At 67.2% G+C, this 13,114-nt stretch carries 13 protein-coding genes; 10 read left to right on the top strand and 3 right to left on the bottom strand.

The genetic code is table 11. From position 1 onward, the window contains the following. The 3 genes from QZX93_RS09375 to QZX93_RS09365 form a co-directional block, all read right to left on the bottom strand. Window positions 1-3,887 (bottom strand): AAA family ATPase (locus tag QZX93_RS09375; RefSeq protein WP_295387638.1); only part of this gene is annotated, 3,887 nt, incomplete at its 3' end. Window positions 3,888-4,028: 141 nt separating this feature from the next. Further along, window positions 4,029-4,460, bottom strand: coding sequence for a type II toxin-antitoxin system HicB family antitoxin (locus QZX93_RS09370; RefSeq protein WP_295387635.1), 432 nt, complete (start codon window positions 4,458-4,460; stop codon window positions 4,029-4,031). Window positions 4,461-4,472: 12 nt separating this feature from the next. Beyond that, entirely contained in the window at window positions 4,473-4,685 is a 213-nt protein-coding gene (locus tag QZX93_RS09365; protein WP_295387632.1) for a type II toxin-antitoxin system HicA family toxin, read from the bottom strand. A gap of 136 nt (window positions 4,686-4,821) precedes the next feature. Between QZX93_RS09365 and QZX93_RS09360 the strand changes: the two genes are divergently transcribed. The 10 genes from QZX93_RS09360 (at window position 4,822) to QZX93_RS09315 (ending at window position 13,011) form a co-directional block, all read left to right on the top strand. Then, complete coding sequence (locus QZX93_RS09360; protein ID WP_295387629.1) at window positions 4,822-5,709, top strand: ABC transporter ATP-binding protein; 888 nt, start codon at window positions 4,822-4,824, stop codon at window positions 5,707-5,709. Beyond that, window positions 5,710-6,522, top strand: a complete 813-nt coding sequence (gene mlaE, locus QZX93_RS09355) for a lipid asymmetry maintenance ABC transporter permease subunit MlaE (protein WP_295387627.1) — start codon at window positions 5,710-5,712, stop codon at window positions 6,520-6,522. Between the two features lie 19 nt (window positions 6,523-6,541). Beyond that, complete coding sequence (gene mlaD, locus QZX93_RS09350) at window positions 6,542-7,012, top strand: outer membrane lipid asymmetry maintenance protein MlaD (protein ID WP_295387624.1); 471 nt, start codon at window positions 6,542-6,544, stop codon at window positions 7,010-7,012. Further along, a complete protein-coding gene (locus tag QZX93_RS09345; protein WP_295387621.1) occupies window positions 7,009-7,650 on the top strand; it encodes a phospholipid-binding protein MlaC in 642 nt (213 codons plus the stop codon). The genes mlaD and QZX93_RS09345 overlap by 4 nt, the downstream gene beginning before the upstream one ends. 2 nt (window positions 7,651-7,652) lie before the next feature. Then, window positions 7,653-7,994: an STAS domain-containing protein gene (locus QZX93_RS09340; protein WP_295387618.1), complete on the top strand. Its 342-nt coding sequence runs from the start codon at window positions 7,653-7,655 to the stop codon at window positions 7,992-7,994. A 97-nt stretch (window positions 7,995-8,091) separates the two neighbouring features. Next, window positions 8,092-9,363: a UDP-N-acetylglucosamine 1-carboxyvinyltransferase gene (gene murA / locus QZX93_RS09335; protein WP_295387613.1), complete on the top strand. Its 1,272-nt coding sequence runs from the start codon at window positions 8,092-8,094 to the stop codon at window positions 9,361-9,363. Then, window positions 9,360-10,043 carry an ATP phosphoribosyltransferase gene (gene hisG / locus QZX93_RS09330; protein ID WP_295387608.1) on the top strand — a complete coding sequence of 228 codons (684 nt, stop codon included), beginning with the start codon at window positions 9,360-9,362 and terminating at the stop codon, window positions 10,041-10,043. Before murA ends, hisG begins: the two co-directional genes overlap by 4 nt. Before the next feature lie 95 nt (window positions 10,044-10,138). Then, complete coding sequence (gene hisD, locus QZX93_RS09325; protein ID WP_295387603.1) at window positions 10,139-11,434, top strand: histidinol dehydrogenase; 1,296 nt, start codon at window positions 10,139-10,141, stop codon at window positions 11,432-11,434. Between the two features lie 105 nt (window positions 11,435-11,539). Continuing rightward, window positions 11,540-12,619 carry a histidinol-phosphate transaminase gene (gene hisC, locus QZX93_RS09320; protein ID WP_295387598.1) on the top strand — a complete coding sequence of 360 codons (1,080 nt, stop codon included), beginning with the start codon at window positions 11,540-11,542 and terminating at the stop codon, window positions 12,617-12,619. 32 nt (window positions 12,620-12,651) lie between these two features. After that, window positions 12,652-13,011 (top strand): Sir2 family NAD-dependent protein deacetylase, encoded by a 360-nt coding sequence (locus QZX93_RS09315; RefSeq protein ID WP_295387596.1) that lies wholly within the window; start codon window positions 12,652-12,654, stop codon window positions 13,009-13,011. Window positions 13,012-13,114 lie beyond the last annotated feature (103 nt).

Here is a 13,114-nt window from a genome sequence, read left to right as displayed (position 1 = left end):
GGGAGCGGCAGGGTGCCCCATACCCACTCAGTGTGCCCGGCGAGGGTGGCGAGCGGGGCGCCGCTGTGGCCATCCCACAGGCGCAGGGTGCCGTCCCCAGACCACGAGAGGATGCGCCCGTCGGCGAGCGGCAGGGCGCCCCATACCCACTCAGTATGCCCGGCGAGGGTGGCGAGCGGGGCGCCGCTGTGGCCATCCCACAGGCGCAGGGTGCCGTCCCAAGACCACGAGAGGATGCGCCTGTCGGGGAGCGGCAGGGCGCCCCTAACCCTGTCGGTATGCCCTTCGAGGGTGGCGAGCGGGGCGCCACTGTGCCCATCCCACAGGCGCAGGGTTCCGTCATCAGACCACGACAGGATGCGCCCGTCGGGGAGCAGCAGGGCGCCATCAACCCGGTTGGTATGCCCGGCGAGGGTGGCGAGCGGGGCGCCGCTGTGCCCATCCCACAGGCGCAGGGTTCCGTCATCAGACCACGACAGGATGCGCCCGTCGGGGAGCGGAAGGGCGCCCCAAACCTCGTTGGTATGCCCGGTGAGGGTGGCGAGGGGGGCGCCGCTGTGCCCATCCCACAGGCGCAGGGTGTCGTCCGGAGACCACGACAGGATGCGCCCGTCGGGGAGCGGAAGGGCGCCAAAGACTCCGCCGGTATGCCCGGCGAGGATCGCGAGCGGGGCGTCGCTCTGGCCATCCCACAGGCGTAGGGTGCGGTCATCAGACCACGAGAGGATGCGCCCGTCGGGGAGCGGCAGGGCGCCCCTAACCGCGCCGGTATGCCCGGCGAGGGTGGCGAGCGGGGCGCCGCCCTGACCATCCCACAGGCGCAGGGTACGGTCCTCGGACCACGAGAGGATGCGCCCGTCGGGGAGCGGCAGGGCGCCCAAAACCCCGTCGGTATGCCCGTCGAGGGTGGCGAGCGGGGCGCCGCTGTGGCCATCCCACAGGCGCAGGGTGCCATCCCCGGACCACGAGAGGATGCTCCCGTCGGGGATCGGCAGGGCGCCCCATACCCACTCAGTATGCCCTTCGAGGGTGGCGAGCGGGGCGCCGCTGTGCCCATCCCACAGGCGCAGGGCGCCGTCCGCAGACCACGACAGGATGCGCCCGTCGGGGAGCGGTAGGGCGCCCTTAACCTGGGCGGTATGCCCCTCCAAGACGTGCAAACAGGGATCCGGCACCGCCCGCCCCACCCGCTGCGGATTGCGCAGCCACGTCCAATCACACTTCCCCGCGGTCAGCCAGGCGTCCGCCGCCGCCGTGACCGGGCTGTCGTCGGCATGTTCGACCGCCAGTTGCAACAAGCTCTTATGGGCTGGCCAACGCTCATCCCCCCGCCTTAGAATGTGCTCCCGCTCGCGAAAGAATGCCTCCCAGAGCCGGGTAGCGTGGTCAGGAATAGGGCTCAGGCACAGCGTCGCGCGCCAGTCTTCGCCCAGTCCCTCGACGCCATCCGGATCGGGCAGCGTGCGCAGCCGGGTCATCAGATAGTCGAAGCAGGTCAGCAGCTTCAAGGCGGCATCCGGGCGCCCGACCTCCAACAGATGCCCGATCCCGCGCCGGAACAGATAGGGCGCCAGCGGTCCCACGCGGACGGTCTCGGTCTGATCGGCTAGGTCGCTCCGGGCGCCAGAGACCGAGCCATGGCAATGGGGGCTCTCGGTCATGTGTTGGGTGAGCGAGTAGTGGTAGATGACATAGCCCTCGTCGCCTTCCGGGGTGCGGGCAGCGCGCAGCATGGTTTGGATTGCGCCGAGCGCTTTGCGGATCAGGGCGACACCGCGCTCGCCCGCGGGCACCAGTTTCCCGCGCCGGTAGAGCAGGTCCGCCAGTGCCGGGGCGGACAGCGGCTCGCGGGCCACGGCCAGGGTGGCGGCGAGTGGGGTCAGGACTTGGTGAAGGTCGCCGATGCCCAAGCGACCAAGCAGTTCCTCGTGGTAGGCATCGAGGCTCGGCGGCAGCGACTCGCCGGCGTCGAGGATTCGGTATTTGTTGTCGAAGATGTCGTCGATGACGTATTTGACATAGAGCGGCAGCCCCTCGGACAGGCGCGCGACCTTGTCGATAAAGGGGTTGGCGACGCGCTCGCCCTCCTCTGTGTCCTGGCGGAGCAGTTTCTTGCGCAACGGGCCGATGCGCTCCATGAGCATGGCGCGGATGTCGTCGGCGCCCATGGGCGGCAGACCCTCGGGGAAGACGCGCCGCGCACCGGCGGCGGCGAAGGCCTCGGGCAGGCCCTGCTCGGGTCGGTCGGCGCAGAGCCAGGTCAGGTTGGGGCCTTGGATGCCCAGTGGGAGGTTATGGACGAAGCGGCGGTCGCGCTCGGCGATCTCGTCCAGTCCGTCGAGGAGGAACAGCACCCGCCTGGCACCCGCGGGCTGGCCCGGGGTCGGGGTCCGCTCGGCGAAGCGCGCGAGCAGGGTCTTGAGGCGCTCCAGCGGCTTGGGGGGCTGGCCGTCGCCGTCCGGCTGCGGGCGGTCGGCCGACGGCAGCGCGGCCTCGATGCGCTCGCAGGCGAAGCGCAGGAAGGGCTCGCGGGCGCAGCGCAGGGCATCGTTGGCGCGGAACTGGTAGCCGAGGACCAGGGTGTCCGCGGGCGGGTCGGCGATCAGCTCGGCGGCCAGGGCGGCGACCAGGTAGGACTTGCCCATGCCGGCGGGGCCGTCGAGCCAGAGGACGCCGTTCGGGGTCGCGGTAACGGCGCTTCGCAGGGTGTCGAGTTCCCGCTCGCGCCCGATCAGGCGCTCGGCGAGGGTGCGAAAGCTGTCCTCGAAGCCCTGGACGCTGAACCCCTGGCGGTCCTTGGGCCTTGGCGGCTCGGGCGCCCGGAACAGGGCGAGGAAGCGCTCGGTGGCGGTCTGGTCCGACTCGCTTTGGACGATGTCGGTCTTGCCGAGCGGCCGGTAGTGCAGGTTGACCTGGCCGCGGCGGACATAGACCTGGGGCAGGGGCGGGTCGGCGGGGTCGGTGCCGTGCTCGGGGTGGCGCGGGATGCCGAACAGGGTCAGTGGCCAGAGCGGGATGACCCGCTCGCCGCGCAGCGCGACCACCGCATCCTGGGCCGCGAAGGCGGGGTCGATGGGGGCGGATGGCGGCGGGGTCAGGGGCGCGGGCGCGGTGTCGGGTCCGCGCAAGTCGCCATAGCCCGTGGCGGTGCGCACCGTCAGGTGCAGGTCGGCGAGCCAGGCGAGTGCCGGCCACAGGGCCTCGAAGGGTGCTTGCCAGTGCTGGAGCAGCCGGGCGGCCTGGCGGTGGGTGACGCCGCCGTGGGCAAGCTGGATGCGCAGGGCCAGGAAGGACCGCTCGACGGTGCGCGGGCCGGCGGGACCATCCAGCACGGGGGCGAGGGTCTGCGCGACGGCCGACGGGAACTCCGGCAGTGCGGTGTTCGCGGACTCCGGGTCGGCGACTTGGCCAGCGATGTGTTGGGCCACCTGCTGGGCCATGCGCCACCAGTTGCCCAGCGTCGGCAGTTCGATGACTTGGTAGAGGTCGCGGCGCAGGTCGTCGGGGAGCTCGCCCCGCAACCGGCACAACTCGCTTATACCTAAGAACACCAGCAGGCGCAGCAGGTCTTCGACGGCATCGCAGGCGTCCCAGAGCTTGAGCTTGGGGTCGGTCTCCTTGAGGTATTCCGCAAGCGGCAGGGCGAGCGGGGTGGGAAGCCGGGGGATGAGGTCGGCGAGGGGGCCCGGCGGGATGGCGTCGGACAGCGCGGCTATGGCCGCGCGCAGGCGCTTGCGGTGGCCCATGGATGCCACGCCCAGGTGTTCCAACTCGGCGTCGTTGAGGCCGCGTAGGGTGGCCTCGTCGATGTGGTTATCCCGATACGCCTCGGCGTATTGGCCGAGTGCGAGCCGTTCCAGCCAGTCTGTCACCTGTTGCAGCGTCATGGTCGGCAATCCGGTTCAAGGGAAGTGGCGGCCGGAATTATAGCGACGATGGCCCCGTCGGGTGGGCAAGCGTGGTATCGACGTATTCCGGGCCTGCCGTCTCTACCCGAGTCACCCGCTGTTGCTCTACGTCATCAGGGCCTACGCCGCCGCCCGCACCTCGACGGCCAAGCGCCGTCCCACCGCGAGCAAGGCCCGCTCCAGCGCGGCGGCCTTGCTCCCGTGGCGGGGGTCGAGCAGGCGTCGTGCCTCCTTCTCATGGACCCCCAGGCGCCGTGCCAGTTCGCTGGTGCCGATGCCCGTTTCCCGAACCGCCAGGTACAGCGCCGCTTTGAGTGCGGTGGCGATGGGCACGGCCACCGTCGACTCGTCGGCCCGTTGAGGCGATGGCAACGGAATCTCCGCACGGTCATCAATGCGCGCGGCCACGGCCTCTTCCAGGCAATCGGCCGCCTCCGCCAGTGCGCCCTCGCGCGTCTCCCCCTGGGTAATGGCCTCCGGCCAGTCGCGAAAGGTCACCACGAACCCGCCGTCGGTGTCCGGCGTCAAGGTCACTGGGTAAATGAAGTTCATCGGCGCGTCTCTCTAAAAATCGGTCAGGGCCAGGCCAAGCTGCTTGAGCATCGCATGGAGGGGTCCGGTCTTCAGCTCGTCCTTTGGATTGCGAACGATGGTGAGGGTCGTCCCCAGGTACAGGGTGACGTGGCTGCCCTTGCCGCGCTTATGGTCCACACGGCAGGCCAAGCCGTGCGCCTTGGCGTAACGTTGCACTCGATGGATGAACTCGGAACCGGTCATGCGTTGCAGTATCGGACAATAGTGTCCGGACGCCAAGCCCTGATCGACACGGCCTTCGCGTCACTTGACGCCCCCGGCTAAGGTCTGGATACTGTCGGGCTTTATCCGCAGAACACCAACAGGCGATCCGGTCTCCATGGGCGGGCAACAGAGTACGCAGTTCCCCGATGGCGTCCCGATTGGCGGCGCGTGCGATACCGTGTCCGGCCCGGCGGCTGCGCCCGATTGTCTGGTGCGGATTCGCGGTTTGAGCTTTTCCCGCGGCGCCCAGGTGATTTTCGACCGGGTCGACCTGGATATTGCGCGCGGCGCGGTGACGGCCGTGATGGGTCCGAGCGGGACCGGTAAGACCACCCTGCTCAAGCTGATCAGCGGTCAGTTGCGCCCGGACGCCGGGTCGATCGAGGTGGACGGGGAGCCGGTTGAGACCCTTGGCCGGTCCGCACTGTATAAGTTGCGCCGCCGCATGGGGATGTTGTTCCAGAGCGGGGCCCTGCTGACCGATCTCAGCGTCTTTGACAACGTGGCCTATCCGCTGCGCGAGCACACCAAGCTGAACCCGGCCATGGTGCGCAAGCTGGTGTTGCTGAAGTTGGAGGCGGTCGGGCTGCGCGGTGCCCGGGACCTGATGCCGAGCGCGCTCTCGGGCGGGATGGCGCGGCGCGTGGCCCTGGCCCGCGCGATCGCCCTGGACCCGATGATGATCCTCTATGACGAGCCCTTCACCGGCCAGGACCCCATCTCCATGGGGGTGCTGGTGACCCTGATCCGTCAGCTCAACGACGCCAGCGGGCTGACCAGCATCGTCGTCTCCCACGATGTGCGTGAGACCGCGAGCATCGCGGATTATATGTATATCATCTCCAACGGCAAGGTGATGGCCCAGGGTACGCCGGCGCAGATCGCCGCGGAGCGCTCGGAGTGGGTGCGCCAATTTATGGATGGTCTGCCGGACGGCCCGGTCCATTTCCAGTATCCGGCGCCCAGTCTGGCGGCCGACTTGTTGGTCCGGGGGGTCGGTTAGATGGCGAACAAGGCTCGCGCCCTGGTGGATGGGCTCTTAGACCCGCTGGCGCGGCTCGGGCACGGCGGGCTCAAGGCCCTGGCCGGGCTGGGGCGGGCGCACCTGCTCCTGCTCGGTATCCTGGCCGGTAGTTGGGACATGCTGCGGCGGCCGCGCCTGCTGCTCGCCCAGGTCTTCAATGTCGGGGTCCTGTCCGTCTTGATCGTGGGGGTGTCCGGCTTTTTTGTTGGGATGGTGCTGGGCTTGCAGGGGTACTACGTGCTATCCCAGTTTGGCGCCAAGGAGAGCCTGGGGGTGATGGTCGCCGCCTCGCTGGTGCGCGAACTGGGGCCGGTGGTCACGGCGCTGCTGGTGGCCGGGCGCGCGGGCTCGGCACTGACCGCCGAGATCGGGTTGATGAAGGCGACCGAACAACTCTCGGGGCTGGAGATGATGGCGGTGGACCCGGTGCGCCGTATCCTCACCCCGCGCTTCTTCGGCGGGTTGATTTCGATGCCGCTCCTGGCCGCCCTGTTCAGTGCGGTGGGGGTGCTCGGCGGTTATTTTGTTGGGGTCGGGCTGCTCGGGGTCGATGACGGGGCCTTCTTCGGCCAGATGCAGGCCAAGATCGACTTTCGCGAGGACGTGGTCAACGGTGTGATCAAGAGCCTGGTGTTCGGCGTGGTGGCGACTTGGATTGCGCTTTTCCAGGGGCATGACGCCACGGCGACCTCCGAGGGCGTGAGCCGGGCGACCACCCGGGCGGTGGTCCATTCGGCCCTGGCGGTGCTGGCGATTGACTTCGTCCTGACGGCCCTGATGTTCGGCAAATGAGGCGTGGGTAACTGACGACATGGCGAAGCAGCACAGCATTGAGGTCTTGGTGGGCGCCTTCATGGCGGCGGGGTTCGTCGCCTTGTTCTTTCTGGCGATGAAGGTAAGCAACCTGAGCGCCAACGTTGCCGACGATGGCTATCGCCTGACCGCGCGCTTCACCAACGCCGGGAGCATCAAGGCGCGCGCCCCGGTCAGCATGGCGGGGGTGCGGGTCGGGCGGGTCGAGGACGTGCGTCTCGATAAGAAGACCTATCAGGCGGTGGTCACCATGCGGATCGACCCGACGGTGGACGACATTCCAGAGGATACCTTTGCGAATATCTTCACCGCCGGTCTGCTCGGTGAGCAGTACATCGGCCTGCAACCCGGTGGGAGTCAGGACTATCTGCGCGACGGCGATGAGATCACTCAGACCCAGTCGGCCCTGATACTCGAACAGATGATCGGTCAATTTCTATTCAAGAAGGCGGAGGAAGGCGGCAAATGATCCAGCGACGTCATGTGCTATTGCTTGCGGCCCTGTGGCCATTGTTCTGGGGTGCCAGCGTCGGCGCGTCGGCCGACGATGCGACCGCGCTCGTGAAGCGCACCGCGGAGCGGATGCTGACCACGTTGGAGGCACGTCGCGCCGAGGTGAACCGGAACCCGTCGCTCATCTTCGGCATGATCGACGACATCCTGGCCCCCCACTTCGATTTTGAGAAGATCACCCAGGGCGCGCTTGGCGCCCATTGGCGCGAGGCCACCCCGGCCCAGCAAAAGGCCCTGACCAACGGGTTCAAGCAGGTGTTGGTGCGCACCTATGCGCGCTCCCTGCTCAACTATTCCGGGCAGGAGGTCCGCTACCTCCCGGCGAAGCCGGGGAGTCGGAACAACACCGTGACGGTGTCCACCGAGGTGCGGGCGCCCGGGGCCTCGCCGATCCCGATCGACTACCGCATGTATGACAACGGTTCCGGCTGGAAGGTCTATGACGTGATCGTCAATAACGCGAGCCTGGTCAGCAATTACCGCAGCAGCTTCTCCACCGAGATTCAGCAGCGGGGCATCGATGGCCTGATCGCCAAGCTTGGCGAGATGAACCGCAAGGGGAACGACTCGACGAGCGGCAAAGGTCAGGGTTGACGGTGCGTGGTCCCGACAATGGCGGTGGGGCGCGCCTGATCGCGTCCGGGGACGGCCGCGCGCGGGTAGAGGGGGCGCTGGACTTCGATACAGTGCCCTCTCTGCTGAAGGCCGGCGACCTCCTGCTGCGCGGTCCCGGTGCATTCCAGATCGACTTGGGCGGGGTGGCCGCGGCCAATAGCGCCGGCCTGGCCCTGGTGCTGGAGTGGCTGGATATTGCGCACTCCCGGCAGTTGTCCCTGCACTTTCTGAATCTGCCTGACTCATTACGGCGTATCGCCGCCTTCTCCAATCTTGAGGCACTGTTGCCTTGCGACGCTGGCGGTGAGTCAGCAAGTACGTGAATAGGTTAGTCCGCCGCTGGTACGCCGGCGTTGCGATGCTCTTGAACTCAGGCTCCCCCACTATTCCCGTATTTTCTTCCCGAGGTTCGACCCCTTAATGGATAAACTATTGATCACCGGTGGCGGCCAGTTGCACGGCGAGGTGCGTGCCTCCGGCGCCAAGAATGCCGCCCTGCCCATTCTCGCGGCTACCCTGTTGGCCGAGGGGCCGGTGACTCTGACCAACGTGCCGCGTCTGCGCGATATTCGCACGACGCTGGACCTGTTGGGCCGCCTGGGCGCCCACCTGACGCAGGACGCGGACGGGGTGGTGCGGGGGCAACCGCGTACCCTCACTCGCTTTGACGCGCCCTATGAGTTGGTGAAGACCATGCGCGCCTCGATCCTGGTGCTCGGCCCCTTGGTGACTCGCTATGGCCAGGCGGATGTGTCATTGCCCGGGGGTTGTGCGATCGGCGCGCGGCCGGTGAATCTGCATATCGACGGGCTGCGGGCCATGGGTGCGGAGATCACGGTGGAGGGCGGTTATATCCGCGCCCGCGCCGATCGGCTCCACGGCGCCCGGTTGATATTCGAGACGGTGACCGTGACCGGGACCGAGAACCTCCTGATGGCGGCGGTCCTGGCCCGCGGAGAGACACTGATTGAGAACGCCGCCCATGAGCCCGAGGTGGCGGACCTGGCGGACTTCCTGATCGCCATGGGTGCGCAGATTGAGGGTGCCGGTACCGACCGCATTCATATTCAAGGCGTCGACCGCCTGGATGGGGCCACATTCGCGGTCATGCCGGATCGTATCGAGACCGGGACCTTTCTGGTCGCCGCCGCCATGACCGGTGGGCGGGTGCGGGTCGTCAATACCCGCCCGGACTGCCTGGAGGCGGTACTCCAGAAGCTCAGGGAGTGCGGTGCATTGATTGAAACCGGGCCCGATTGGATCGAGCTCGACATGCAGGGCCGACGGCCGCGGGCGGTGGATATCAACACGGCCCCGCACCCGGCCTTTCCAACCGATATGCAGGCCCAGTTCTGTGCCTTGAACAGCATTGCCGACGGGGTCGGGGTGGTGGCCGAGACAGTATTTGAGAATCGCTTCATGCACGTACCTGAGCTCCAGCGGATGGGCGCGGACATTCGCATCGATGGCCATCTGGCCATCTGTCGCGGGGTGGATCACCTGACCGCCGCCCCGGTGATGGCGACCGATCTGCGCGCCTCCGCCGGCCTGGTGCTGGCGGGGCTGGTGGCGCAGGGGGAGACCCTGGTCGACCGCATCTATCACCTGGACCGCGGGTATGACAACATCGAGGCCAAGCTTGCCGGTCTCGGTGCAGTCATCCGCCGTAGCGCTAGCGGTGCCACCGCATGATGGGCACGCTGACTGCCGCGTCAGGCCCGTCATTGGACTTGGACGCGTCCCTGACCATCGCCTTGTCGAAGGGCCGCATCTTCGATGCCACCCTGCCGCTGCTGGCGCAGGCCGGCATCCGGCCCCTGGATGACCCCGAGACCAGCCGCAAGCTGATCCTTCAGACCAGCAACCCGCTGGTCAAACTTGTCATTATCCGCGCCAGCGACGTGCCCACCTATTGCCAATACGGGGCGGCCGACCTGGGTGTGGCGGGGAAGGACGTGTTGCTGGAGCACGGGGGAGAGGGGCTGTATGAGCCGCTGGATCTGCGTATCGGCTGCTGTCGGCTGATGGTGGCCGGTCCGCCGCAGCCGCCGTCTCCGCCCTCGGGGCGGCTGCGCATTGCCACCAAGTATGTGAAGAGCGCCGAGCGTTACTATGCCGCCAAGGGCCAGCAGGTGGAGATCATCAAGCTCTATGGCTCCATGGAACTGGCACCCCTGGTGGGCCTGGCGGACCTGATCGTCGACCTGGTGGAGAGCGGCAACACGCTCAAGGCCAACGGTCTGGTTCCCTTGGAGCACATCGCCGACATCAGCTCCCGCCTGGTGGTCAACAAGGCCGCCTGGAAGATGAAGCACGCCGCGGTGAGCGCGCTGCTCGGCGTGTTACGGCAGGCGGTGGCGGATATTCATTGAGGATTTTTTGATTTTTGATTGATGATTGTCTATCTCTCAATTCTTCAATCTTCACTCCTCAATCTTCGATCCTCAATCTTCAATCTGAAATGCCCATGTCCCAGATCAGACGCCTTTCCACCGCCGCCGCCGATTTCGGCGAGCAACTCGATGCACTGTTGGCGTGGGACTCCGCCGCCGATGCCCAGGTGCAGCAGACCGTTCACGCCATCATCGCGGACATCCGCGCCCGGGGCGACGCCGCCCTGGTCGAATATACGGCGCGCTTCGATCGCTGGACCCCCGCGGGCGCCGCCGACCTGGAAGTCCCGCGTGCGCGCCTGCAACAGGCGTGGTCGGCCATCCCTGACGCGCAGCGCCAGGCCCTGGAGCAGGCCGCCGGGCGCATCCGCGCCTACGCGCAGCGTCAGGGCTTGAGCTCCTGGAGCTACACCGAGCCGGACGGCACCCTGCTGGGTCAGCAGGTCACGCCCCTGGACCGGGTCGGGCTCTATGTCCCCGGCGGCAAGGCGGCCTATCCATCCTCCGTGCTGATGAACGCCATCCCGGCCAAGGTCGCGGGGGTGGGCGAACTGATCATGGTGGTCCCCACCCCAGATGGCGAGTTGAACGACCTGGTGCTGGCCGCGGCCCATATCGCTGGGGTGGATCGGGTCTTCGCCATCGGCGGGGCCCAGGCGGTCGCGGCCCTGGCCTATGGGACCGCGTCGGTCCCGCCGGTGGAGAAGATCGTCGGCCCCGGCAACAGCTATGTGGCGAGCGCCAAGCGGGCGGTGTTCGGCCAGGTGGGGATCGACATGATCGCCGGTCCCTCCGAGATCCTGGTCCTGTGCGACGGGGCCACCGATCCGGACTGGATCGCCATGGACCTGTTCTCCCAGGCCGAGCACGACGAGGAGGCCCAGGCCATCCTGGTCTCCTGGGATGCGGCCTTTCTGGACCGGGTCGCGGCGAGCGTTGAGCGGCTGCTACCGACCATGGAGCGGCGCGAGATCATCACGGTGGCGCTGCGTGAGCGCGGCGCCCTGATCCAGGCGCTGGACCTTGACGACGCCATCGCCCTGGCCAACCGGATCGCCCCTGAGCACCTGGAGCTCTCCATCGAGGACCCGCCGGCCATCGTCGCGCGCATCCGCCACGCGGGTGCGATCTTCATGGGCCGCTATACCGCCGAGGCCCTGGGCGACTACTGCGCCGGTCCCAACCATGTGTTGCCGACCTCTCGCACGGCGCGTTTCTCCTCGCCACTGGGTGTATACGACTTCCAGAAACGCTCCAGCCTGATCATGGCCTCGCGCGCGGGCGCCGCCGAACTCGCCAAGGTCGCCTCAGTCGTGGCCCGCGGCGAGGGCCTCACCGCCCATGCCCGTTCGGCCGAGTACCGGGCCTGACGCCTACCTAGACACCCTCGTTCCCACGCTCCGCGTGGGAATGCATCCCTGGACGCTCTGCGTCCCGAAGCCGGAACGGGGGCCAACCAAGCACCGAGATACGCCATGGAAAACCTGATCGCCCAACTGGTCCGCCCCGAGATCCGCGCGCTGGGCGCCTATCACGTCCCGGACCCGGCCGGTCTGATCAAGCTGGATGCCATGGAGAACCCCTATACCTGGCCCTTGGAGCTCCAGTCCGAGTGGCTTGAGGTCCTGCGGGGGGCCTCCATCAACCGCTACCCCGACCCCCAAGGCCAGATCGTCCAGGATGCCTTGCGCGAGGCCATAGGCATCCCGGCAGGGCAGGGCATCCTGCTCGGCAACGGCTCGGACGAACTCATTCAATTGCTGGCATTGACGGTGGCCGCACCCGGGCGCAAGGTCCTGTCGGTCGAGCCCGGGTTCGTCATGTACCGCATGATTGCGCTCTTCGCCGGCCTGGACTATGTGGGCGTACCGCTCGCGGCTGCCGATTTCTCATTGGACCTGCCGGCGGTACTTGAGGCATTGGAGCGCGAGCGACCGGCGCTGACCTATATCGCCTATCCCAATAACCCGACCGGTAATCTATTCGACGAGGCCGACGTCTGCCGCATCATCGAGTCCGCCCCCGGGCTTGTGATCGTCGACGAGGCCTACGCGCCCTTCACCGATCACAGCTTCCTGCCGCGTCTCGGCGACTGGCCCAACCTGTTGGTCCTGCGTACCGTCTCCAAGATGGGCCTGGCGGGCCTGCGCCTGGGCTATCTGGCCGGGCCGCCCGCCTGGCTCCACGAGATCGACAAGACCCGTCTGCCCTACAACATCAACGTGTTGACTCAGGTCACCGCGGCCTTCGCGCTGCGTCATCGCGCGGTGCTGGACGCCCAGACCCAGGCCATCCGGGTCGAGCGCGGGCGCCTCTTCGCCGCGCTGGCGGCCATCCCCGGGGTCCATGCCTATCCGAGCGACGCCAATTTCATCCTGTTGCGCCTGCCCGCCGGTCGCGCCGATGCGGTCTTTGCCGGGATCAAGCAGCGGGGCGTGCTGGTCAAGAACCTGAACGCCGCCCACCCCCTGCTGCGCGATTGCCTGCGGGTCACGGTGGGGATGCCGCAGGAGAACGATGCCTTCCTGGCGGCGCTGGTGGCGGAGAACGCCTGAACTCTGGGCTGATACGAGAGCGAGACCTTGCCATGCGCCATGTCCCTGATCCTGCGGTAGTCGCCCGTATTGCGGAGACCCTGCGCGGTGCCCGTCGTTTGCTGTTCATCACCGGTGCCGGCATTTCTGCAGATTCGGGCCTGCCGACCTATCGCGGCATCGGCGGCTTGTATAATAGCCAGTTGACCGAAGAGCGGTTCTCGATTGAAGAGGCGCTGTCCGGGGCGATGTTGGAGGCCCATCCGTCCATCACCTGGAAATATCTCCATCAGATTGAGAAGACCTGTCGCGGGGCACAATTCAACGATGCCCATGCGATCATTGCGCAGTGGCAAGATGCCTTTGATGTTTGTGTGGGCCTTGATCATAAATCCGGCCAAGACCTAGCGTAGGGCTTGGTGAATCACCGCAGGAGAGCGGCAGGACCCGCGAAATTGTGTACCCTTGGAAGTGCAAACAAACCGAGGGTGAAGCACCATGTTCGAAGGTCCTGCC

This window comes from uncultured Thiodictyon sp. (assembly GCF_903946935.1).
Classification (GTDB): Bacteria; Pseudomonadota; Gammaproteobacteria; order Chromatiales; family Chromatiaceae; genus Thiodictyon.
The sequence above is the reverse complement of the archived record's forward strand: the minus strand, read 5'-3'. Positions and strand labels throughout refer to the sequence as shown.